Raw genomic sequence first — 24,072 nt, forward strand, 5'->3', positions numbered from 1 at the left:
GATTCCTTGCGGGCGTGTGATAGGCCGATACAGGCTTTTTCTTTGGGACCTTTGTTCTGGAGAAAAAGAATGGATCGGCCTATTTTTTATGGAAATACCGATGAGCAGCTTACGCCGATACAACGAGAAGGGAATGGTGTGGATCGCTGAGAGGCAGTCGGTACGACATAAACCGCTGACAATCGAAATCAGGAAGACAGAGTACAGGGAGTCCTGAAAATGGACGCCAGGTATTACGTAAGCCTGTGGATTTTCAACACGAGTAAAAATCAAGCGTACCTGCTTGGTTTTGCTGGAGTGTCGAAACTTCGCGGGCTTTTTCCATTTACGAAAAAACGAAGGATGAGGGATATCATGTCCAAAATGAAAGTCCATCAACTCACAAAAGTGTTCGGCAAGCAGCCCGAGCTGGCCTTGAAGCTGCTGGCGGAAGGACGTACAAAAGAACAAATTTACAAGCAAACCGGCCAGTCCATCGGTGTCAATCAGGTCAGCTTTGAAGTCGAGGAAGGTGAAATCTTCGTCATTATGGGCCTGTCAGGCAGCGGCAAGTCCACCTTAATCCGACTGTGTAATCGACTGATTGACCCAACGAGCGGAAGCATCGAGATCGATGGGGAAGAGATCGTGGACATGAAGGCAGCAGCTTTGCGTGAGGTGCGGAGGAAGAAGCTCGGGATGGTTTTTCAAAATTTCGCCCTGTTTCCGCAGCGGTCGGTACGAGAAAATGTGGAGTTTGGTTTGGAGATACAGCAAGTACCGCCAGGACTCCGGCAAGAAAAAGCACGGGAAGCACTCGCGCTCGTTGGATTAACCGAGTGGGAAAATGCGCACCCGGATCAATTGAGCGGAGGGATGCGCCAGCGGGTCGGATTGGCTCGGGCGTTGGCTAATAATCCAGATATTCTCTTGATGGACGAAGCGTTCAGTGCACTGGACCCGCTCATTCGAAAAGATATGCAGGATGAGCTGCTGGAGCTCCAGATGACGATGAAAAAGACGATCCTGTTCATTACACATGACTTGCATGAGGCATTGCGGCTGGGTGATCGGATTGCCTTTATGAAAGACGGGCAGATCATTCAGATCGGCCGCCCGGAAGAAATTATGGCAGACCCAGCGGATGAATTCGTGCGGAAGTTCGTGGAGGATGCCGACCTGTCCAGGGTGCTCGTTGCTGAAAATGTGATGAAACGTGCAGAAGCAATCACGCCTGACAAAGGGGCCCGAGTGGCGCTGCAACTCATGATGGATAATGGCGTGTCCAGCTTGTACGTCGTAGACAAAAAGCGCACACTGCTTGGATTGATTACGGCTTATGACGTATCACTCGCGATCAGTACGGGAGATTCGCTGGAGGCAATCATGAAAACCGACCTCCCTACCGTTTCGCCTGACGCACGTCTGCACAGCTTGTTCCCGATGATGGCAGACCTGCACGTCCCGATTGCGGTAGTGGGCGACCAGCAGCGATTATTGGGTGTCATCGTAAAAGGAGCGGTGCTAGGCGGGCTGGTAGGCAAAGTCAATGTACAAGAGCATCAGAGAGCAGAGGTGATGAGTGATGGACGTCGTGCCTAAGCTACCGATTGGCAGTTGGATGGAAGGGTTCGTGGAGGTGCTGGGCCAGTACAAAGGGGTATTGTTTGAACCGGTGGCTATCGTCATTTCCACGATGGTGACCTACTGTTCTACGGTTTTGGCAGAGATACCTTCGCTGATTCTCATCTTGCTGCTGGGGGTCGCTGCGTGGGTTTTTGCAGGGAGAGCGTCCATGGTCTTCACGGTTGTTGGACTTTCTCTCATCCACAACTTGGGGTACTGGGATGAAACGATGGAGACATTGGGACTCGTCCTCACTGCTACCATGATTTCGATCGTCATCGGGATTCCGGTGGGCATTCTTTGCGCGAGACACGATACGTTTCGCAATCTGGTTACGCCAGTACTGGATTTGATGCAGACGATGCCAGCGTTCGTTTATTTGATTCCCGCGATCTTTTTCTTCGGTTTGGGCGAGGTGCCGGGAGTTATTGCCTCCGTTATTTTTGCTTTGCCGCCAATCGTGCGTCTCACGAACTTAGGCATACGTCAGGTCCCAGCGGAAATGGAGGAAGCGGCGGACGCCTTTGGCGCAACTGGGTGGCAAAAGCTCGTGAAAGTACAACTGCCATATGCGAAATCGACGATCTTGGCGGGAGTCAATCAGTGCATCATGCTCGCCCTGTCGATGGTGGTCATAGCGGCTATGATCGGGGCGAAGGGCTTGGGTGCAGACGTATATCGCGCCGTATCGCAAGTGGATATAGGAAGAGGATTCGAGGCGGGGCTATCTATCGTGATCATCGCTATCGTCTTGGATCGACTTACCCAACATGCAGGAAAAAAGGAGAGAAATACATGATGAACAAAATGATTCCAGCTATATTGGCAGTCATGATGGGAGCGACAGCTTGGCTCGCAGGCTGCTCTAGTCAAAACACAAACACACAAATACCGACAGCAACGGTGGTCGGTCCGATTCCTTCTGAGACGTCGGACAACGCGCTAGGAGAAAAGCTCGACTACAAAATCATCGGAATCGACGCAGGAGCAGGCTCGATGGTAAAGACAGAGGAAGTCATGAACCTGTATGGCTTGGATAAATGGCAGCTTGTCGAAGGCTCAGATGCCGCTATGACAGCAGCTTTGATCAAGGCGTACGAAGCGAAGGAACCAATTATCATAACGGGCTGGACGCCGCACTGGATGTTTAAAAAGATGGATTTGAAATACTTGGCCGACCCAAAGAACGGCTTTGGCGGAGCGGAACAAATCCATACCATCGTGCGCAAAGGGCTGAAAGAGGATCAGCCTGCTGCCTATCAATTTCTGGATAAGTTCTGGTGGGAGCCAGCCGATATGGAGTCGGTCATGGTTCAAATGATTGACGGAAAAGATCCGGAAGTGGCCGCTGCGGAATGGGTAAAAAACAATGAAGCCAAAGTAGCGAAATGGGTGGAGGGCATACAGCCTGTCCAAAAAGAGAAGCTGACTCTCGCTTATGTAGCATGGGATTCCGAGATTGCCAGCTCGCACGTCGTAGAGTATGTGCTTGAGCAGAAGCTGGGGTATGAAGTCGAGTTGAGTCAGGTGCAGACTGGACCGATGTGGGCAGGTGTGGCCATTGGGGATGTAGATGGGATGGTTGCAGCGTGGCTGCCGTCTACAGATACGAGCTATTTGAAAAAATTCGGTGGGCAAATCGAGGATTTGGGTCCGAATCTCGACGGAACCAAAATCGGACTCGTGGTTCCTTCGTACATGAACATCTCGTCCATTGAGGATCTCCAATAAGGGAAGGGGAGGTGCTGCTATGAAGCATTATCTCGTAATAGGCAAGGGGGAAGCTTTCACTTCTTTTGTCCAGACACTATGCTGCGACAGTTTGCCTGCGTTTTGGGGAAGGAATCCAGGTGCCTTTTCATTGAGAGCGGGGCCTGGAGATAAGACGATTCAGCGTTTTTTGCCCATCTCATTTGACGAGTGCTACCGCGATCAGGAATCCTTGCTGATATACCAATCCGTCTACATCTTTCCTGATGAGTGGGCGGAGGGGCGCGACTTCGTTACACTGTTCAAGCAGCTGGGCACCTGCCGGATTTTTGTGATGACGCAAGAGCATCGGAACGCGATGTTATACAAGGCGCTCGGGGCGAATCACGTCATCGTGAGTCAGCCCGGGTATAGAGGCTACGGCTGGTTGGCTGAACAGATGAGTGGCTAAGAGAGAAATAGAAGAGGCTCCGCCTGCAAATGAGGCGGAGCCTTGTTTTCGTGAAAATTTAGCCCAACATTTTTTCGAGGTCCTTGTCCAATACATAAACCTCGATCCGTTCACCCATTTTCGTGCTGATGTCGCTATGACTCGATAGTACTTTGCAGGTTGTAAGCTTTTCTACGATTTCTTCCGATTCTTCACTGTACATTTCACGGAGAACCTCGCGCATTTCTTTGACGATGCGGCGACCTTTATCGTGACTGGACAGATGCTTTTCTTCGACGGTAAGAACACCCTTGAACCTGGCGATGACCATATCACCGACGATGTAGGTCTTGGCTTCCTGCGGACCTCGTCCAATTAGTTCGCGTTGAAATTTTATGAATGCTTCGCTGATTTCAGCTTCCAGCTTTTTTTTGTTAGAGATGGCCAAACGCCATACCTCCCATAATTATCATTGTGCCTAATATTACTCAGCTGTCCAGAGGCTGTCAAACAAATAGGCTGATAATGTGAAAACGGAAGAGAAACGATGAAATATCATGATCGGATGAGGCCTGATAGGTTTAAATCGCTTACACGGATAAAGAATGCAGAAATCGTGTGAAAAAGACAGAAATAGGACATTAACATCCGATTATGCCAGACGTATAATGAGATTCGTAACCAACAATTGCAAATATGGCCAAATCCCGAGGCACTCGGGAACGGAGGACCCAATCAGTAGGGGTTAATCCCACGAATGAATCGTGGGAGGGATGAGATACTCTTTCGCCATCCTACCCGTCAGCTAACTTCGTCGGCTAAAGCGAGGGAGGTCTAAAGACCGCCTATTTGAGGAGGCCTTTTTGTTATCCGTACGGGACGACAAAGGTTGACTCGAAACGTAATGCAGGTCTTTTCGTTTTGCTCAAAAACGGCCAATGACCGTTTTTACTTACAAGTAAATAGCTGTTTTTTTGAAAAAGGAAACGGGAGACAAAACGCAAAGAAGGCAACTTCAAGTCGGCTGGGCGTTAGGTAGACCAATGAGTACTTTTTCTCCGATACAAAGGATCATTTTTATTTGCCGCGAAATGGCGGGCGACTTGTTTCGTCTGTTTATTTTTCGCTCGGTCAAATGTGGCGATCTTTCGGGGGAATTGTAAGCATTGGTCTATTTTTTTATTCCAAATGGCAGGTTTTCTTCAAAAAAATGTGTGTTCAAAAAAGTGGCTTTTCAGCACCGAGAAAGTGGCGAGAACCTGAAGAAGGAGGAGCGGAGTGTAGGGGACCTACATGAGCACCGGACTTTGAAGGTGAACGACACTTTCGACGTCGCATAAGCCCTCAGGACTACTACGTGATCAAAAGACAACTTTTTGAACTACCTTTACAAGAAAGCTCGTACAGGGGATAGCGAGAGAGACGATTTCAGCCAGACTTCACGGAATAATTCGTACGGAAAAAAGGAGGGACATGGCATGGATGTGGTTTCCATACTGCTCTTGGCGCTTTCATTCGGTGTATTTTTTGCACTCATCAAGTTTTGTGACGCCGTGGTAAGAGAACAGGGAGGGAAAGAGAAATGATCTGGTTGCTTTTGATTATGGCAGGGCTTGCGATGTACCTGTGCCACGCATTGATTTACCCGGAAAAATACTAGGGGTTACCCGAAGCATTCGATTATTTGGAGCCACTTTTTAGAGGGAGTAGGAGGAACTGTCGTGGACTTTATACAAATAGCGTTGGTTTTGGTGGTGCTTTTCGTGCTCGCCATACCGATGGGAAAATATTTGGCACGCTCCTTTTCGCTGGAGACGACCCGTCTGGACCGTGTTTTTGGCGGGGTGGAAAAAGCGATATACAAGCTGTCTGGTATCCGCGTAGCAGATATGACCTGGAAGCAGTACGCAATGGCTGTTCTGGTTAGCAACATTTCAATGGTAGCGATTGCGTATCTCTTGCTTCGTTTGCAAGGGATGCTGCCTGGAAACCCGAGTGGAATTGCGGCGATGGAGCCGTTGCTTTCCTTTAACACAGCCGTCAGCTTTTTGACGAATACGAATCTTCAGCATTACAGCGGGGAGAGCGGATTGTCGTATCTATCGCAGATGCTGGTCATTATTTACCTGATGTTTACGACACCAGCGACAGGGATCGCGGTCGTAATGGCTTTCATGCGCGGGCTGACAGGGCAGCGTAGCATCGGTAACTACTACGTTGACCTGGTGCGTGCTCATACACGGGTGTTGATTCCACTGGCAATTGTTGTGACACTGCTCTTGGTGTCCCAAGGCGTACCGCAGACGATGGAGCCGACAGCGACAGCAACAACGATTAGCGGAACGGAGCAACAAATCGCTCGCGGTCCCGTTGCTTCACTGGTATCGATTAAGCATTTGGGAACAAACGGGGGAGGATTCTTCGGGGTAAACTCTTCGCATCCGTTTGAAAACCCGACACCGCTAACAAACGTGATCGAAATTTTGTCGATGTTCTTGATCCCGGCGGCACTGCCATTCGCATTCGGCTTCATGGCGAAGAGCCGCAAGCAAGGCTGGGTTATTTTTGGAGCGATGTTCGTGATGTTCCTGGCGTTTCTGATTACGGCGTATGCCAATGAAGGAAACGGCAACCCGGCGCTGGAGCGGGCTGGCCTGTCACAAGAAATGGGCAGCATGGAAGGAAAAGAAGTCCGTTTTGGCATCGCACAAAGCGCCTTGTTCACCGCCGTGACAACAGCGGCAACGACAGGAACTGTGAACAACATGCATGATACATTGACACCACTTGGCGGCTTGGTTCCGCTCGGTGAAATGATGCTCAACTGCGTATTCGGCGGAGATGGCGTCGGAACGATTAACATTTTGATGTATGCGATTTTGGCTGTATTCTTGGCGGGCTTGATGGTAGGGCGTACGCCTGAATTCCTTGGCCGCAAGATCGAAGGGAAAGAGATGAAGCTGATCGCCATCGCGATTCTCGTTCATCCCCTGATTATTTTGGCGCCAACCGCTATTGCATTGGCAACTGAAATGGGATCGTCCGCAGTGTCGAACCCAGGCTTCCATGGTATTTCACAAGTGTTGTACGAGTACACTTCTTCGGCAGCCAACAACGGTTCCGGTTTTGAAGGATTGGGCGACAACACGCCATTCTGGAACATTTCTACCGGACTCGTCATGCTGTTCGGTCGATACGTCTCGATCATTACGATGCTGGCGGTAGCAGGCTCCTTGCTCGCAAAAACGCCGGTACCGGAAACGATGGGTACGCTGCGCACAGACAATAGTGTATTCACGGTGATTTTGATTGCGACTGTAGTGATCGTAGGCGCACTGACATTCCTGCCTGTGCTTGCTCTTGGCCCAATCGCCGAGTGGCTCACAATCCGATGATAAGGGGAAGTTCAAAAGCTGACTTTTTGAACATTGATTTGAACATGAATACTAGAGGCAAAGGAGTAATTTTCCATGAGTAGAACGCGCACGGTTGCGCTTCCTAAAGATTTGTACCAGCGGGCCTTTGTCGAGTCTTTCAAAAAACTGGACCCGCGTGTGATGATGAAAAATCCAGTCATGTTCGTGGTAGAGATCGGGTTCTTCATTACGCTTCTCTTGACGTTTGTGCCCAATTTGTTTGGGGGAGCTTCGGACCCGTTTTACAACGGTGTCGTCAGCTTGATCCTGTTCGTGACGATTCTGTTCGCCAACTTCGCAGAAGCCTTGGCAGAAGGTCGCGGCAAAGCACAGGCAGAGAGCTTGAAAAAAACGAAGCAGGACACGCAAGCAAAAAGAGTGGGGAAAGATGGTCGCATTCAAGTCGTCAGTTCCACAGAACTGCGAAAAGGCGATCTGGTGATAGTGGAAGCAGGCGAGCTGATTCCATCCGACGGGGAAATCGTCGAGGGTGTCGCCTCTGTGGACGAATCAGCAATTACGGGTGAATCTGCTCCGGTCATTAAAGAAGCAGGTGGCGATTTCAGCTCTGTCACGGGAGGCACACGTGTAGTCAGTGACCGCATCCGTGTCCGTGTGACGACTGATCCCGGCGAATCGTTTTTGGACCGCATGATTTCGTTGGTAGAGGGCGCGAAGAGACAGAAGACTCCGAATGAAATCGCGTTGAATACTCTATTGGTCAGCTTGACGTTGATTTTCCTGATCGTCTGCACGACCTTGCTGCCTATTGCCAACTATGTAAATGCAGCCATTCCGGTTGCGACACTGATTGCTTTGCTCGTTTGCTTGATTCCGACTACGATTGGCGGACTCTTGTCAGCGATTGGGATTGCGGGTATGGACCGGGTCACGCAGTTTAACGTCATCGCTATGTCTGGTAAAGCCGTAGAGGCATCCGGTGACATCAACACCATTATTTTGGATAAAACGGGAACGATCACACATGGTAACCGGATGGCTGCCGAGTTTGTCACCGTAGGCAACAGCAAAAGCACGGAATTGAACCGAGTAGCTGCACAAAGCTCGGTCCATGACGAAACACCGGAAGGACGCTCTGTTGTAGAGCTGGCGAAAAAACAAGGTCTGGCAGCCGCTGAACTGGAATTGCCTGGTTCCGAAGGCGTGGAGTTCCGCGCTGAAACAAGAATGAGCGGGACGAATTTTGCAAGCGGCGTCCTCATCCGCAAAGGGGCCGTCGACGCCATCAAAAAATACGTGGTAGAGCAAGGGGGCAACATCCCTGCTGATTTGGATGAAAAAGCAAACCGGATTGCAACGGCGGGCGGCACGCCATTGGCTGTAGCAGAAGGCAATGCGATTCTCGGGTTGATTTACCTGAAAGATACCGTAAAGCCAGGGATGCGCGAACGCTTTGAAGAGCTGCGCCGCATGGGTATTCGTACGGTCATGTGCACGGGAGATAACCCGCTGACAGCCGCGACGATTGCCCGCGAAGCAGGTGTGGACGATTTCGTAGCGGAAGCCAAGCCGGAAGACAAGATTGCGCTGATCCGCAAAGAACAAGCGGCAGGCAAGCTGGTCGCCATGACAGGTGATGGTACGAATGACGCGCCAGCTCTCGCACAAGCCGATGTCGGTTTGGCGATGAATACGGGTACGGTAGCGGCGAAAGAAGCAGCGAACATGGTCGATTTGGATTCTGACCCGACCAAAATTATCGAGGTCGTTGCGATTGGCAAGCAGCTTTTGATGACGCGCGGTGCATTGACGACGTTCAGTATCGCCAATGACGTAGCGAAATACTTCGCGATCATTCCAGCGATGTTCATGCTGGCGATTCCACAAATGAGTGCGCTCAACATCATGGGTCTGGCTACACCGGAAAGTGCGATTTTGTCCGCGTTGATCTTCAATGCGATTATTATCCCGATCCTGATTCCGCTGGCGATGAAAGGTGTGAAATACACACCAATGAGCGCGACGAAGCTACTCAGCCGCAATCTGGTGATCTATGGCTTGGGAGGAATTATCGTCCCGTTCGTGGGCATCAAGCTGATTGACTTGATTTTGGTAGGATTGAATCTGGTGTAACTAATATTGAAAAAAGAAAGCTCAGGTGAACCGATATGATATGGAAAAATTTGCGTCTCAGCCTCGTTTTGCTGCTGATTTGCGGCGTTGCCTACCCGCTGGCGATGACAGGGGTTGCACAGGTTGTCATGCCTGCACAAGCAAGTGGCAGTCTCATCACCGATGCGAGCGGCAAGGTAGTCGGCTCCGAGCTGATTGGGCAGACCTTCACCGATCCGAAGTACTTCTGGGGACGCATTTCTTCTATTGATAACAATGCGTCAGGATCTGGCTCGAACAACTACGCGCCATCGAACCCGGCCCTGATCGAGCGTACACAAAAAGATATCGCCGCATTTCTGGCAGCGAATCCTGGCGTGAAGCAGGAAGACATCCCGGCTGATTTGTTGACGAACTCTGCTTCTGGTCTGGATCCGCATATCTCGCCAAAAGCTGCTCAGATACAAGTGGAGCGTGTAGCCAAGGCGCGCAATCTCGAAACGGTACAACTACAGGCTCTGATTGAAGCGAATACAGAGGCAAGAAGCTTGGGGGTATTCGGAGAGCCGCGTGTCAATGTAGTGAAGCTGAATATAGCTTTGGATGAATTGGATAAGTAAAGAATGAAGGAGGGCTGTGAGATGGTAGAGCAGTTTCGGCGAAAGTCCCCGGAGGAAATCTTGCAGTCCATCTCCAGAATGCACCGGGGCAGGCTGAAAATCATTCTGGGGGCAGTCAGTGGTTCAGGTAAAACCTATCACCTGCTAATGGAAGGGCAGTCGCTTAAGAAAAAAGGGATTGATGTGGTCGTAGCTGGCTCAGGCGAGGCCACTCATCCCAAGCTGGCGCAAAAGCGGGAGGGCTTGGAGCAAATCCAGCCAATCATCTGGTATTCCCTCGGGGAAGCGAGACATGATCTGGACGTTGCAGCCATTATCGAGCGTGATCCGGAAGTGGTTCTCGTAGACGGTTTGGCTCATCGCAATCGTCCAGATGCCCAGCGTGTAACCCGACTCGACGATGTTCAGTATTTGTTGAATCACAATATTAGTGTGATTGCGACGGTCAACATTTACGAATTGGCCGGGATGAAAGAAATGGCGGAGCGACTGACGAAGGCAGAAGTGCGTATCGACCAGTGTGTACCTGAGGATATGCTTGCCATGGCTGACGAGGTGAAATTGCTCGACGTCACGCCAGAAGCCATTCTGAAAAGGCTGCAAGAAGATGATCGCAACCCGACTCGAACCAAGCATCCGTTGTTTCGCAGAGACAATCTGCATATGCTGCGAGAACTCGCTCTTCGGTTCGTAGCTACAGGCGTAAACGAGGATTTGGAGGATTATCGAGAGAAGCACGGTATGGTAGGGGCTTCCGGAGCCACAGAGAAGGTGTTGGTTTCTGCCCAGTATCATTGGAACGGGTCGATATTGGTTCGGCGAGGACAACAGGTTGCCAAGCGGCTCGGCGGAGAGCTCTTGGTCGTCTGTTTTCTCCCTTTATCCAAGAAACTGACGAAGGAAGAAGCGACTTTTAAGAGATCCATCGGAAAGCTCGTGGACAAAGTCGGAGGGACCTTTGAAGAGCAGATGCTTACACATGAAAAGGGCGTAGCAAACGAGCTCGTCGCTTATGCGATGGAGAATAATGTGACCCGAATCGTCATGGGGCAGTCCAAGCGTACGCGCTGGGAAGAGATATGGTATGGCTCCATCGTCCATAAGATTCTTCGGCAAACGAAAAATATTGATATCCTAATCGTAGCGGACCGTTCTGAGCGGGACGGTGAGCGTGTTATGCCGACCAAGCGTGAACAAGCGGTAACGCCCAATCCGTACCGCCGACTCTCTGATGAGGAGATGCAGCAGAAAATCGGGAAAATCAAGCGCGGTACGCTAAAAGTATATGTGGGAGCCGCACCTGGTGTCGGCAAGACGTACACGATGCTCCGAGAAGGCAACGAGCTCGCCGAAAATGGCATCGACGTGGTGATTGGGCTTTTAGAAACGCATGGACGAAAAGAAACCATTGAGCAGGTAGGGGGACTTCCTCTTATCCCGCGCAAGCGTATTCCGTACAAAAACGTGACGTTGGAAGAAATGGATACGGACGAAATCATCCGGCGAAATCCGGAGGTCGTACTGGTGGATGAGCTGGCACATACGAATGTGCCGGGGAGTGCCTATGAGAAGCGATACCACGATGTCGAGAAGATTTTGGCTGCGGGTATTTCCGTCATATCCACGATGAACATTCAGCACCTGGAGAGCTTAAACGACAGCGTCGAACAAATCACGGGAATTCGCGTGCGAGAGACGGTACCGGATCATATTTTGCATCAGGCAGATGAGGTCGAGCTGATCGATATTTCACCCAAAGCACTGCGTCAGCGGATGCGGGAGGGCAATATTTACGCGATGGAAAAGGTAGAGCAGTCGCTGACCAACTTTTTCAAAACAGGGAATTTGATCGCGCTACGGGAGTTGGCCTTGCGTGAAGTGGCGGACGACGTCGACGAACGCTTGGAGGCGTGGGAGCGACGAACGCTTCGCGGGCCTTGGCGGCAGCAGGAAGTCATTTTTGTCTGTGTGAATCTGCGCGCAGACAGTGAACGATTGATTCGCCGAGGATTCCGAATTGCCTATCGGCTGAAGGCGTCCTGGCATGTAGCTTACGTGCAGGATCATTCGTCGCTGACAGAAGAGGAAGAGACGCAGCTGGCGAAGCTGAAGGCACTAACAGAGCGGCTCGGAGGTCGCTTCGAACAATACGAAGCCCCTTCTCGGCGCAAGGTTTTCACCAAGCTGGTTTGGCATATGAACGAAAAAGGAACGACGCAGGTCGTCATCGGGCAGTCGGCGCGGACCCGCTGGAAGGAAATTCTCGAGGGTTCGGTCATTCAGCGATTATTGAGGGAGGTCCGACACATGGATGTGCTGGTCGTGGCCGATCACGCATCCGAAATGATGTGAGGGAGGGTAATGATGGGCACAGAAAAAGAAGGGCAATGGGACCAAAGCGTGGCAGACGCCTATAGCCGTTTGGAGTGCCTGATACTAGAGCCAACTACGGAGGCAGATTTGTTTTCCAGGCTGATACGGGTCTACCTGGAGGAAGAAGAAGTGCGCATACGGCAAAAGCTAAAGCGCAAATCCTCGCAGCGAATCTCTCGCGTCATGCATGAACGGGTGGGTGAGTTTTTGTCTGGGCAGTTGACCGGGCTTTCGTTTCAAGTGATTGACGGTCTCTTGTTTATAAAGAGGCAAGAGCAGCTAGTCGGGGCACTCAAATGCATCCCAGATCTCGGCAGCTACGATACTCCGTCCTGGAATGCAACACTTGCCCGTTTTGCCAAGCAGTATCAGAAGCGGTTCCAGCTGGCGCCAGAGAAGCTGTTGTTCGTTGTTTGCTCTCTCGCCAAAAGCTTGGATGCTGCACATGCCAAGGAGTTGACCGGAATTGATGTCTGGTGTGGCGCGGCATTAACAACCCCCGCCTATCGGGATGCACTGCAAACGTATGTCAGCAAATGTGTGGAGGTCATGGACGCACTCCCGCAGCCTGTACACCAAGTGTATTTTTTAAGTGCGGATGTCCATCCGAATGCGCTTGCTTGCCAATTGCTGCGCGGGGAAAAAGCATCCATGCCAGATCGTTGGTTGCGACCGTCCGTCGGTGATCTCATCCAATTACTGCAAGAGAAGCTATGATATACTTTTAAGGACACTCATACCACGAATTCCTTGGGAGGGACTGTATATAAAAGTAAAAGTGGCTGGTATCCCGCATTTCACAGGAGCATATGTCTCTGGCACAGAATTAGCTCCGGATGCGCTTCGTACAGCAGGATTGATCGAGCAGTTGCAGCAGCACGGCTTGGAAGTGCAGGATGTAGGAAATCTGCATCTTCCCGATGATCTGCCTCGCCATAATATTCCGCCAGTTCGTAATTGGCCGGCTCCGCGTATGTTTTGGGATTTGCTGCAAAAGGACGCGCAAGAGTGGCTTGATACAGACGACTTTGTCTTGATGCTCGGCGGCGATTGCAGCTTGGTCGTTGCAACGGCACAGGCTCATCAGGCTCAGTATCAGGAAAAAGCGTATCTGCTCGTGCTTGACGGTCATCTCGATGCAGTAGTGCCATCCGCTTCTCGCTGTATTGGGGCGGCAGGGATGGGATTGTGGTTTTTGCTTCAGGATCGTGGACAATGGATCGAGCCAAGTGGCTGGGATGCAGAGCGAATCCGCCTCATCGGCTGCCAGCAGATGCCTGTAGAGACTTTCGGCGTTGACGTCATGACCTTGGCTCAGCTCACAGAGGGAAGCATCGTGGAACGAGTTTCTCATAAGCTCCAATCGATCCCGCCTGATGCCAAAATCCTCGTTCATTTCGACGTAGATATCATGCACAAAGACGCGATGCCAGCGGCCTATTCCCCAAGCGAGACAGGATTGTCGCTATCCGAAGCGGAGGCATTATTGGCAACTGTTTTGCGAGATTCGCGCGTGACCAGTATGGAAGTGACGGAATTCTCAGGGGCAAGGGATACCACTGGCGAGTATGCGCAGAGGCTGGTAGAGTTGCTCGCCCGGGCACTAGCTGCACGTGTTTAAAGTACTCCCATTCGAAAAAGAATAGATTTGTTAGCAAGTGAGCTCGGCAGTCCTGATTTGTTCAGGCTGTCGAGCTCTTTTTTGGGCGATCTTCCTAAGTTTTTAAAGGTACCGATTAGCCAAGAAAGCTGGTGAAAAGAAAAAGCACAGGGCTCGCAGACCTTGACAACGCCTACCCAGTCGGAACTTTAAAAAGAGAACCACGCTTGTCGAACACTTCTTCCCTGAGAAACGTCCGCCTGTAGGGTGGCTTTGGCTCGACGGTCCTCTTTTTAAAGTGGAGACGGGCAGTCAATCCCCCACGCTGGCGTGTCAGAGTTGAAGAGACCTGTGCTTTTTCTTCTCCTCCACTATGTTGACTCAAACAAATAGCTGTGAAGCCCTCTTATGACAGGAAAATAAATTTTTTAAAAATAAGGAGAAAGGATTTTCCCGCTCATTCGTATTAGTGTTGAATCAACCAAAACGGAAGCTGCGCAGCATTCCCCAAAGGCTGATCGGTGATAGATGGAGGAGTAGTAGAAATGCCGGACGATCGGGAATTGATCGAGCAAATCCTGGCTGGCAATCACCAGCTGTACAGTCAGATTATCGACAGGTACAAGGGCAAGATCGTGACCTACTTGTACAAAATGATCGGCAACATGCCAGACGCACAGGATTTGGCTCAAGACGTGTTTACCAAAACCTTTTACCTATTGAAAGACTATCGGCCTGAGCACAAGTTTTCTTCATGGCTGTATCGAATCGCGAGCAATCATTGTCTCGATGAAATACGAAGACGCAAAAGGACGGAGCAGACCGCAATTGTGGAGGAACAGATCGTTGATCCAGAGACACCAGAGACCGCCCTGTTAAAAAAGGAGCGAGACGCCCAGCTAGAACGCAGTATCATGCTGCTGGATGAGGAGTATCGCGAGGTGTTCGTCCTACATTACTTGAAGCGTCTGTCTTATCGGGAAATCAGCGAGAGACTGTCTCTTACGGAGAGCGCTGTTCAAATGCGCTTGTTCCGTGCTCGTAAAGAGATGAAGAAAAGCCTGACGAAAACAATGGGAGGGGGAGATGTTTATGACATGCTTCATGTTTAATCAATGGAAGCTCTATGCAAATGGCGAGCTCCCCCCTGCCGAAAGCAAAGGACTGGAGCAGCATGCGGTAGAATGCCCACAATGTCAAATCAAGCTGCAAGAGTGGGTAGATCACATGCTGGAAGAGGAATTCGCCGCCTATCCGGAAGTTCCTGTACCCGATACGTTTACGGATGAGGTCATGAGTAAACTGTTCGAAGCGGTTCCCGAACGTACGGCAAGGAAGCACTCCTCCCGAACCAGAAGACAAAGGGGTTGGGATATTGTGAAGAAGACAGGATTGGTAGTAGCAGGACTTACGGCGTTAGTAGTGACAGGAACCGTTGTATCGCCGACGTTTGCGAATTATGTGAACAGCTTGTTCAAGATTGAAAAGGATGCGGATAGGGGGATGAAAAATGCCGTGAATAAAGGCCTTGTCCAAAAGCTGGAGCAGAAGGTAACCGATCAAGGGATTACTTTCGAAGCAAAAGAGTTGATGGCTGACTCGATGAGGATTGCTATTATCTTTGATATGTACGACCAGAATGGTAAGCAAATAGAAGACCACTCTATGAAGCTTCAGTTAATTGATTCGAACGGAAAAGATTGGTTGGCGGAGGATGGAAGAGAGGAGTCTGGGAGTAATCATGGACAGTTTTTCATCACTGAGGTGAGCTTGAACGATATTTTCGAATCGGCGGAGGCTACTCCTGAACAACTGATCTTGAAAATCGTACCAACAGACATCGAAGGCAAGACAGGGAAGTGGGACTTGGAAATTCCGGTCGATATGAAGAAAGCGAAAGAAGCGACCAAGACGGTTGCGTTCAAAGACGCCGTGTATCAATCACCACAAGGGCTTGAGCTTAAACTGAAACAAATCGAATTCTCCCCAAGTGCGACACGGGTTATGCTTGATTCAACGGTTCCAAAATCAGCTTATGTGGAGTTTGAACGGGCAGTGCTCATGTATGATAAGGATCATCCGGGTGGAGTCCACATCACAAACAAAAAAGTCGAACCTACTTTATCAGGAGGTGATATCGCGTACGAAATTACCAACGAGAAAGGTGAGGTCGTGGCAGCTCGGGATATGTTTGTATTAGATGAAGGAATCGCGATAAAGAAGAATGTTCTTTACGTCTCTGGACTGTCCAGTAAACAAGAAGGCGATATCATGAAGTGGTGGCATACATTTGGCCCACTACAGGGTGAACAAAAGTTAAAGTTTCAGCTCCAAAAAGTTTATGAGAACAAACTGGCTTCTCCCAAATTCGACCTCATTCCAGAAGACTTAAACAAGAAGGCAGCGACTTTCAAGGATGAGACAGGCAGTTCGTTTACATTCTCCTCTTTTTCGTGGACACCTGCTAGCGGGGAGGAAAAAGGCAAGGCTGTGATAACTGTAGAGGGTATACTAGGAAAAGATGTGGTCTCCATCAAATATTGGTATGTAAAGGATGAAAACGGGAAGATTTACTATGCGACATTGAGACCAGAAAGCACTAGAGATAAAGATGGACGGGTACTGGTCAAAGGAGAGCTGGTCATTCCGAAATTGGAGCAAGTACCGAAAAGACTTACTATTTGCTATCCCGAATATACGGTGGAACACGACGTGAAGTGGGAAGTGCCGATTGAAATCAAGTAGATGAATGACAGACAGGGGAAGAGGCTGACAGAGGCCTCTTCTTTTTTATTTGGATAACTGATTATAGAATTTTTTAAAAGTGGAGAAAGGTTTTTCCAGCAAATCCGTAATAGCTTATGAATCAACCAAAACGGAAGCTGCGCAGCATTCCCCGCTGGCTTGATCTGTGATAGATGGAGGAGTAGCAAAATGCCGGACGATCAGGAACTAATCGAGCAAATCCTGGCTGGCGATCATGAGCAGTACAGACAAATTGTCGACAGATACAAGGGCAAGATGGTCGGTTATTTGTACAGGATGATCGGCAACATGCCAGACGCACAGGATTTGGCTCAAGACGTGTTTATCAAAACCTTTTATCGTTTACACGACTATCGGCCTGAGTACAGGTTTTCGTCGTGGCTGTATCGAATTGCGAGTAATCATTGTTTCGATGAAATGCGAAAACGCAAACGGACAGAGCAGGTAGAAATCGATGAGGAGCAGCTGATCGACCCAGACACGCCTGAAACAACTTTGTTGAAAAAGGAACGGGACGCAGCGCTGGAACGCAGCATTATGCTGCTGGATGAGGAGTATCGCGAGGTATTCGTCCTGTTTTACCTACAGCGACTGTCGTATCGGGAGATCAGCGAGCGACTTTCTCTATCGGAGAGCTCCGTTCAGATGCGATTATTCCGCGCCCGCAAAAAGATGAAGGACAGCCTAGAGAAAACGATGGGAGGGGGAGCTATTTATGAAATGCTTCATGTTTAATCAATTGAAGCTATACGTAAACGATGAGCTGGCCCCTGCCGAGAGCAAAGGATTGGAGCAACATGTGGAAAATTGCCCACAATGCCAGAAGCACCTGCAAGAGTGGGGAGAAGGCATGCAAGAAGTGGATTTTTCCGACATTCCGGAGGCTCCTGTACCCGATACGTTTACAGATGAGGTCATGGATAAGCTGTCTGATGCAGTTCCTCCACGTTCTACGCGAAAGCACTCCTCCCGAACCAGAAGACAGAGGGGTTGGGATATTGTGAAGAAGACAGGATTGGTAGTAGCAGGACTTACGGCGTTGGTGGTGACCGGAACGGTTGTATCACCTACGTTTGCGAATTATGTGCATAGCTTGTTCCAAATGGAAAAAGATGCGGATAGCGGTATGAAAAATGCCGTCAATAAAGGCCTTGTTCAAAAGCTGGAGCAAAAGGCAACCGATCAAGGAATTACTGTCGAGTTAAAAGAGCTGTTGGCTGACTCGATGAGGATCGCAGTCATCTATGATGTGTACGACGAGAGCGGGAAGAAGATTGAAGATCATAATTTGAATGCGAAGCTGATTGATCAGAACGGTAAGGATTGGTTTGAGGATGATGGAGGAGATAATTGGGGAAGTCATGGAGAGTTTTTCATCACAGAGCGATATTTGAATGAAATCTTCAAATCACCTGATACGACTCCTGACCAACTAACCTTACATTTAGAACAGACAGAAATCGCAGGTAAGACAGGGAAATGGTCATTGGAAATTCCGATCGATATGAAGAAAGCCAAGGAAGCGACGAAAACGGTTGTCTTCCAGGATACGGTCTTTCAATCGCCACAAGGTCTAGGGATTGAGCTGAAAAATATCGAATTTTCTCCAAGTGCGACACGGGTCATGCTAGATACTATTTCCCCAAAATCAGCTTATTTGGAGGTTGAACGTACGTCGATCCTGTACGATCGGAAAAATCCGCGAGGCGGCCATATCACAGAAAAAGAACGTGATTCTGCTTTTTCGGGTGAGAATATGATGTACGAAATCACCAATGAAAAAGGGGAAGTAGTAGCAGCTTGGGATATGATATCATTGGATGATGAGCTTGATAACAAGGAGAATGTTCTTTTCACACCGAGAACAGAAGAAGAAGCGGAAGAAGGACCAAAAGGCGATGTCTTGAATTGGTGGCATACATTTGGCCCGATACAGGGAGAGCAAAAATTAAAGCTTGAGCTAAAGAAAATTTATGAGAAAAAGCTGGCTTCGCCTAAATTTGATCTGGTTCCAACAGAACTGGAGAAGAAAGCTGCGACTTTCAAGGATGAGACAACAGGCAGTACCTTTACATTCTCTTCTTTTGCATGGAAGCCAGGTAACGGTGAAGATCTAGGTGAGGTCGTAATGACCATAGAAGGTACATTAGGAAAAGGCATAGTTGATAACCACGATTGGTTTGTAAAGGATGAAAATGGGAAGAATTACGCTGCGTCAGTGAGTACTGAAAGCACCAGAGACAAGGACGGACGGGTACAGATCAAAGGTGAGATCTCGATTCCGCTCTTGAAGCAAGAACCGAAAAAGCTCACGGTATCCTACGCAACCTATATGGTGGAACATGACGTGAAGTGGGAAGTACCTTTTGAAGTCAAATAGTTCAAAGAAAAAGAAGAGGCCGACAGTGGCCTCTTCTTTTTCATCACAGGAGCTGGTTTTTATGATTTGTGTACGTAAGGCCCCAACTGTTGACGAGTAAAGGTATAACGGCAATTTTCGTTCTTTAGCCACATATTCCCCTTCACAATGAGAATGTACACCGCAACGATGAAGTAGCTCGTCCCAATGATCCAGTCTGATATCATTACCATGCCAGTGGAGATGATATGCCGGATATACCATACCCCGATCGGGATGTGGAAAAGGATAACGGCGAACAAGCCCGGATTGTAGAGCGTTTTCGCTTTCAGATTCGCAAAAATTCCATGCCAGATAAACTGGAAGAAGCCCATGAGAATCGGTGCCAAACCGAGCCAGACGACCGTCGGGAACAAGAGGGGGACCAGATAAAAGACATAGGCAATGACGAGGTTGATGATCATCGCAGACTGTGGATTCAGCGGGTATCGCTCCGGATGGCTGCTCTTGAAAATCAAACCGTTAAACAGGCCGGCAAAATATCCGGGCCAACGATACTCTTCATACTGATGAACAAGGATGGCGATGAAGCTCAGCCACAACAGCCGCTCAATAGCAGGAATGGTGCCCCATTGCAGCATGACATGCAGACTAACACCTACTGCCACCAACAACCCGAGGTCAGGCCAATATTTTCGCAAAAAGCCCATTTGTCTCTCCCCCTATTTTTCATGAAAATAGCGTGCGAATAACAAATCAATCTGTTGGTCTACCGAAGCGACCTCGATGCCAGCGCCTGTAGACAATATCGATTTGAGCAAAGCAGGAAGAAATATCGCGCCAAACAACTGCATGATCATCATCATGAGAACCTCATGGTTTTCTTCGTGGGTAATTTCCTTCAAAACTCCCGCAATCTTCACAAACCCGATGCTTTTGAGAAATTGACCGTATTCATATTGAGAGGTAAATACAGCGCCACCAAGTGAGAAGATTCGGGAAACCAGCTCGGGATATTGCTGGATGATCTGCACGTAGCTCATTAAAAACTGCTTGAGTCGTTCTTGGGGAAGCAGTGAGGTGTTATCCAAGATATCAAATGTAGGTGTAAAGCTTCCTAGAAAGGCACTGAGGGCTTCATTGATGAGCCTATCCTTGGAACCGAAATAGTAGTTAACCAAAGCTACGTTTGTACCGGAATCCGCTGCGATTTTCCGCACTGTCACACTCTCGAAGCCTTCCATCTTGATTAAATCAAGTGTCGATTGCAAAATTTTCGCTTTCGTTTCGCTGTTTTTATCTGCCTGTGACATGACCAACCTCCTTTTTATTGAAAGTAAGAGCGTTTTGTTAAACGACGTTTTAAACGTTGTTTAATTTAATGGTAACAGTTCCTAAGTGGTATGGCAATATTCGTTTTCAACATTCGTAGTCAAACCTTATTCGTTTCTTGGCACATCAGCGGAGCTTTTCGCGTATACCTAATAGGCAATGGGAAAGAGGTGACCACATATGAGCGGATGGCTCGCACTCCTGCTCGTTTCCCTGGCCATCAGCATGGACAGTGTCAGTGTAGGATTGACGTATGGTTTACGGAACATGAGAATGCCCTTTTTGTCGCTCGTTGTCGTTTCCGGTTGTTCGTTTGCTGTTGTATATGGTGTCATGCTCGTAGGCTCATCCCTCACCGAATGGTTAACACCCGAGATTGGCCAGTATATTGGAGCCGCGGTCTTGATCCTCATGGGTTTGTTTACTCTGTGGCGGCTCATTGCGACACGGTCGGGGACAGAGGCTCAGGAGTCTACTGCTGTTGTAGCCGCAGAAAAACAGGAAGAGCAGGAGCCCATCGTATTATTGTCGCAGTTCCGCATTTTTGGTGTCATGATTCAGATTTTAAAAGATCCATCCAAAGCCGATGCTGACCGTTCTGGGCATATTATGGGCTGGGAGGCCGTCATGTTGGGGCTGGCCCTGTCATTGGATGCTTTCGGCGCAGGCATTAGCCTTACGTTTTTGGGATACTCACCACTGCTCGTCGCTCTCTGTATTGCGGTGATGAGTGCCTTGCTTCTTGTGATAGGAATTGGCCTCGGCAGGCGCGCCGGAAAAGCCAGATGGCTGACGCGACTCACCTGGCTGCCGCCGATTTTGTTGATTTGCATTGGTGTAGCCAAAAGTTTGAAATAACCGACAAACTAACGCGGACCCGTCCAGATAAATGGACGGGTTGTTTTATTTTCGAGCTCGTCTGCATACACATGAAAATGAGTGAGATGTGGATGGAGGAGATGTAGGTGGATACACAGCCAATTCGAAAATGGTACACGCTGGCGGCAGCCGACGTGACCGAAGCCCTTCATAGTGATGCTGCGCAAGGGTTGACTCAGCAGGAGGCGGAGCGGCGACTGGCTAAACAAGGTGCCAACCAGTTGGCTGAACAAAAGCGAAAGCCTCTCTACTCGGTCTTTGTTGATCAGTTCAAGGATTTTATGGTACTCATCCTGTTCATCGCAACACTGATCTCGTACTTCCTCGGAGAGTACTTGGATGCGATTGCGATCATCGCGATCATCCTCATTAACGGCATCCTTGGTTTTATTCAGGAGGCCAAGGCTGAGCGATCCTTGCAAGCGCTAAAGGAGCTGGCATCCCCGATGGCGCGGGTCATCCGGGGTGGGAACATTTCCATGATACCGGCTTCGCGGCTGGTACCTGGTGACCTGGTCCAATTGGAGGCCGGGGATCGTGTTCCCGCAGATTTGCGCTTGCTTTCGGCCAATCGGCTAGAGGTAGAGGAGTCTGCGTTGACAGGGGAGTCTGTCCCCGTCGGAAAAAACGTGAAAAGACTGGAGACAGCCCAGGCCTCCACTGTACCGCTTGGCGACCAAAAAAATCTCGCGTTCATGGGCACGATGGTAACGGGAGGAACAGGGAGCGGTATCGTTGTCGCGACAGGGATGAGCACGGAAATCGGGAAAATCGCGCACTTGATGAATACAGCGGAAGAAGCAGAAAGCCCTTTGCAGCTGCGATTGGAGCAAATGGGCAAAATTCTCGTGGTCGTCGCACTGCTGTTGACGATTGTGGTCATTGCTGCTGGTGTCTGGCATGGTCATGAGCTGTTTACGATGTTCCTCGCCGGGGTGAGTCTCGCAGTGGCGGCGATCCCGGAAGGCTTGCCGGCGATTGTGACTGTCGCGTTAGCGCTTGGCGTCCAGCGGATGATCCGCCGCAATGCGATCGTACGCAAGCTCCCATCAGTCGAGACGTTGGGCTGCGCCTCTGTTATTTGCTCCGATAAAACAGGGACCCTGACTCAAAATAAAATGACCGTTACCCAAGTGTGGCACAGCGATTCCACGTATGAGGTGAGCGGTAGCGGCTACGCACCTGAGGGAGCCTTTCACTACCTGGGGAAAATGGTATCTCCCGCCCGTGACGGAGCGCTCTCGCAAATCATCCGAATCGCAGACAGATGCAACAATGCCCGTTTGACATGCGAGGAGCAAAGCACGCGCAATCTGCTTGGGATGGGCAAGGCGTCACGTTTTTGGCAAGTTGTAGGCGACCCGACCGAAGGTGCTCTCAAGGTGCTTGCCGCGAAAGCATTGGGTGGCGATACAGAGCGTAGCAACCAAAAGAATCAGGGACAGCGTGTGGAGGAGCTACCCTTTGATTCTGACCGCAAAATGATGTCGGTCGTCGAAAAGGGGACGGACGGTGTGTATTCCCTGCTGACCAAAGGCGCGGCGGAGGCATTGCTGGCGAGATCGACACACATTTTGTGGAAGGGAGAGCTCATGCCACTCTCCGCGACGCTTCGCCACCAAGTACTGGAGCAAACGGAACGGATGGCAGGCAAAGCGTTGCGCGTATTGGGCTTCGCCTATAAGACACTGCAAGGCTATCGTCCGGGACAGCCGATCGGCTCTCTGGAAAACAATCTCGTCTTTGTCGGATTGGCCGGGATGATCGATCCGCCGCGTGAAGAGGTCCGTCCAGCTATCAATCTTTGCCATCAAGCAGGAATCAAGACGGTCATGATTACAGGCGACCACAAGGTGACAGCAGAAGCAATCGCCCGGCAGATTGGTTTGATGCGTGGCTACGGAGAAGTATTGGAGGGGCGGGAGCTGGATGGCATGTCAGATGAGCAGCTCGCAGAGTATGCGGAGCGAGTCACTGTCTATGCCCGTGTGTCTCCTGAGCACAAGCTGCGGATCGTCCGTGCTCTGCAAAGCCAAGGCCATGTTGTCGCCATGACTGGAGACGGTGTCAATGACGCGCCTGCGATTAAGACCTCAGACATTGGGATCGCGATGGGGATTACCGGTACGGATGTGACGAAGGAAGCCGCCGATCTCGTGCTGCGCGACGATAACTTCGCCACGATTGTCGCCGCAGTAGAGGAAGGGCGCAACATCTATGACAACATTCGAAAATTCATCCGTTATTTGCTGGCGTCCAACGTAGGTGAGATTCTCGTCATGTTTTTTGCAATGCTCCTCGGGCTTCCCTTGCCTTTGGTGCCGATACAGATCTTATGGGTCAATCTCGTGACGGATGGCTTACCAGCCATGGCGCTGGGCATCGATCAGGCGGAAAAAGATACGATGTATCAGAAGCCGCGCAACAAGGCAGAGAACATATTCAGCCGAGGGTTAGGCTGGAAAATTATTAGCCGCGGCTTTCTCATCGGGGCGATGACGCTCTTGGCGTTCTGGCTGACACTCAAAGAGAATCCGAATGACTTGGTGCACGCCCAGACTGTCGCTTTCGTCACATTGGTTATGGCGCAGTTGATTCATGTTTTCGATTGCCGGAGTCAATACAGCGTCTTTCACCGCAATGTATTTGAAAATAAATACCTCGTTTGGGCGGTACTTTCGTCGATTGTGCTCGTGATCGGTGTCGTGTACATGGAGGCGCTCCAGCCGATCTTTAAAACAACGGATCTCAATCTGCGCGATTGGGCATTAATTTTGGTCGCGGCGGGAGTTCCTACGTTTGTCGCGGGAATCGGCGGGGTGCTTACCGGCAGCAGACAGCGCACAAGCAAAGAAAAACGCCCAGCTATGCGTACGGTTCGTCCTGACTAACCGAGCCGCAAAAGGGGA

19 protein-coding genes and 1 riboswitch are annotated in these 24,072 nt (G+C 50.0%); of the genes, 16 read left to right on the plus strand and 3 right to left on the minus strand.

The genetic code is table 11. The features are described from left to right. The first annotated feature begins 354 nt into the window (after positions 1 to 354). From M3630_RS24435 to M3630_RS24450, 4 genes are read left to right on the plus strand one after another with little or no spacing between them, the layout of a single operon-like run. Positions 355 to 1,581 carry a quaternary amine ABC transporter ATP-binding protein gene (locus tag M3630_RS24435; RefSeq protein ID WP_251253831.1) on the plus strand — a complete coding sequence of 409 codons (1,227 nt, stop codon included), beginning with the start codon at positions 355 to 357 and terminating at the stop codon, positions 1,579 to 1,581. Continuing rightward, entirely contained in the window at positions 1,565 to 2,404 is an 840-nt protein-coding gene (locus M3630_RS24440; RefSeq protein ID WP_251253832.1) for an ABC transporter permease, read from the plus strand. Before M3630_RS24435 ends, M3630_RS24440 begins: the two co-directional genes overlap by 17 nt. Next, the gene (locus M3630_RS24445; protein ID WP_251253833.1) at positions 2,401 to 3,336 is read left to right on the plus strand and encodes a glycine betaine ABC transporter substrate-binding protein; all 936 of its coding nucleotides are present in this window, start codon (positions 2,401 to 2,403) and stop codon (positions 3,334 to 3,336) included. The genes M3630_RS24440 and M3630_RS24445 overlap by 4 nt, the downstream gene beginning before the upstream one ends. A 19-nt stretch (positions 3,337 to 3,355) precedes the next feature. Further along, positions 3,356 to 3,766, plus strand: coding sequence for a hypothetical protein (locus tag M3630_RS24450; RefSeq protein WP_251253834.1), 411 nt, complete (start codon positions 3,356 to 3,358; stop codon positions 3,764 to 3,766). A gap of 58 nt (positions 3,767 to 3,824) precedes the next feature. On the opposite strand, the gene M3630_RS24455 is transcribed toward M3630_RS24450, so the two are convergent. After that, positions 3,825 to 4,193 carry a Na-translocating system protein MpsC family protein gene (locus tag M3630_RS24455; RefSeq protein ID WP_064202541.1) on the minus strand — a complete coding sequence of 123 codons (369 nt, stop codon included), beginning with the start codon at positions 4,191 to 4,193 and terminating at the stop codon, positions 3,825 to 3,827. A gap of 240 nt (positions 4,194 to 4,433) precedes the next feature. Further along, positions 4,434 to 4,580, plus strand: a riboswitch (cyclic di-AMP (ydaO/yuaA leader). A gap of 886 nt (positions 4,581 to 5,466) precedes the next feature. Here M3630_RS24455 and kdpA point away from each other — a divergent pair. The 10 genes from kdpA to M3630_RS24505 all read left to right on the plus strand — a co-directional run bounded on the left by kdpA (position 5,467) and on the right by M3630_RS24505 (position 18,973). Continuing rightward, positions 5,467 to 7,140 carry a potassium-transporting ATPase subunit KdpA gene (gene kdpA / locus M3630_RS24460; protein WP_221866678.1) on the plus strand — a complete coding sequence of 558 codons (1,674 nt, stop codon included), beginning with the start codon at positions 5,467 to 5,469 and terminating at the stop codon, positions 7,138 to 7,140. A 75-nt stretch (positions 7,141 to 7,215) separates the two neighbouring features. Beyond that, a complete protein-coding gene (gene kdpB, locus M3630_RS24465) occupies positions 7,216 to 9,255 on the plus strand; it encodes a potassium-transporting ATPase subunit KdpB (RefSeq protein ID WP_251253835.1) in 2,040 nt (679 codons plus the stop codon). Between the two features lie 35 nt (positions 9,256 to 9,290). Further along, positions 9,291 to 9,854: a potassium-transporting ATPase subunit KdpC gene (gene kdpC, locus M3630_RS24470; RefSeq protein WP_251253836.1), complete on the plus strand. Its 564-nt coding sequence runs from the start codon at positions 9,291 to 9,293 to the stop codon at positions 9,852 to 9,854. Positions 9,855 to 9,875: 21 nt separating this feature from the next. Further along, complete coding sequence (locus M3630_RS24475) at positions 9,876 to 12,206, plus strand: histidine kinase (protein WP_251253837.1); 2,331 nt, start codon at positions 9,876 to 9,878, stop codon at positions 12,204 to 12,206. A gap of 12 nt (positions 12,207 to 12,218) precedes the next feature. Then, complete coding sequence (locus tag M3630_RS24480; protein ID WP_353057263.1) at positions 12,219 to 12,944, plus strand: hypothetical protein; 726 nt, start codon at positions 12,219 to 12,221, stop codon at positions 12,942 to 12,944. 61 nt (positions 12,945 to 13,005) lie between these two features. After that, positions 13,006 to 13,848, plus strand: coding sequence for an arginase family protein (locus M3630_RS24485; protein WP_251253839.1), 843 nt, complete (start codon positions 13,006 to 13,008; stop codon positions 13,846 to 13,848). 524 nt (positions 13,849 to 14,372) lie between these two features. Next, a complete protein-coding gene (locus M3630_RS24490; protein ID WP_106834885.1) occupies positions 14,373 to 14,939 on the plus strand; it encodes an RNA polymerase sigma factor in 567 nt (188 codons plus the stop codon). Beyond that, a complete protein-coding gene (locus tag M3630_RS24495) occupies positions 14,920 to 16,572 on the plus strand; it encodes a DUF4179 domain-containing protein (protein WP_251253840.1) in 1,653 nt (550 codons plus the stop codon). The genes M3630_RS24490 and M3630_RS24495 overlap by 20 nt, the downstream gene beginning before the upstream one ends. Positions 16,573 to 16,761: 189 nt before the next feature. After that, positions 16,762 to 17,328, plus strand: a complete 567-nt coding sequence (locus M3630_RS24500; RefSeq protein ID WP_173611836.1) for an RNA polymerase sigma factor — start codon at positions 16,762 to 16,764, stop codon at positions 17,326 to 17,328. After that, a complete protein-coding gene (locus M3630_RS24505) occupies positions 17,309 to 18,973 on the plus strand; it encodes a DUF4179 domain-containing protein (RefSeq protein WP_251253841.1) in 1,665 nt (554 codons plus the stop codon). The genes M3630_RS24500 and M3630_RS24505 overlap by 20 nt, the downstream gene beginning before the upstream one ends. A 59-nt stretch (positions 18,974 to 19,032) precedes the next feature. On the opposite strand, the gene M3630_RS24510 is transcribed toward M3630_RS24505, so the two are convergent. Both M3630_RS24510 and M3630_RS24515 read right to left on the minus strand, forming a co-directional pair. After that, positions 19,033 to 19,662, minus strand: coding sequence for an HXXEE domain-containing protein (locus M3630_RS24510; protein ID WP_251253842.1), 630 nt, complete (start codon positions 19,660 to 19,662; stop codon positions 19,033 to 19,035). A 12-nt stretch (positions 19,663 to 19,674) separates the two neighbouring features. Further along, a complete protein-coding gene (locus M3630_RS24515) occupies positions 19,675 to 20,265 on the minus strand; it encodes a TetR/AcrR family transcriptional regulator (RefSeq protein ID WP_173611839.1) in 591 nt (196 codons plus the stop codon). Positions 20,266 to 20,464: 199 nt separating this feature from the next. On the opposite strand from M3630_RS24515, the gene ytaF reads away from it, so the two are divergent. Together ytaF and M3630_RS24525 are read left to right on the plus strand one after the other, a co-directional pair. Next, positions 20,465 to 21,142 carry a sporulation membrane protein YtaF gene (gene ytaF / locus M3630_RS24520; protein WP_251253843.1) on the plus strand — a complete coding sequence of 226 codons (678 nt, stop codon included), beginning with the start codon at positions 20,465 to 20,467 and terminating at the stop codon, positions 21,140 to 21,142. A 107-nt stretch (positions 21,143 to 21,249) separates the two neighbouring features. Further along, the gene (locus M3630_RS24525) at positions 21,250 to 24,054 is read left to right on the plus strand and encodes a calcium-translocating P-type ATPase, SERCA-type (RefSeq protein WP_251253844.1); all 2,805 of its coding nucleotides are present in this window, start codon (positions 21,250 to 21,252) and stop codon (positions 24,052 to 24,054) included. Positions 24,055 to 24,072 lie beyond the last annotated feature (18 nt).

Source organism: Brevibacillus sp. MER 51, assembly GCF_023714195.1.
Lineage (GTDB): Bacteria > Bacillota > Bacilli > Brevibacillales > Brevibacillaceae > Brevibacillus.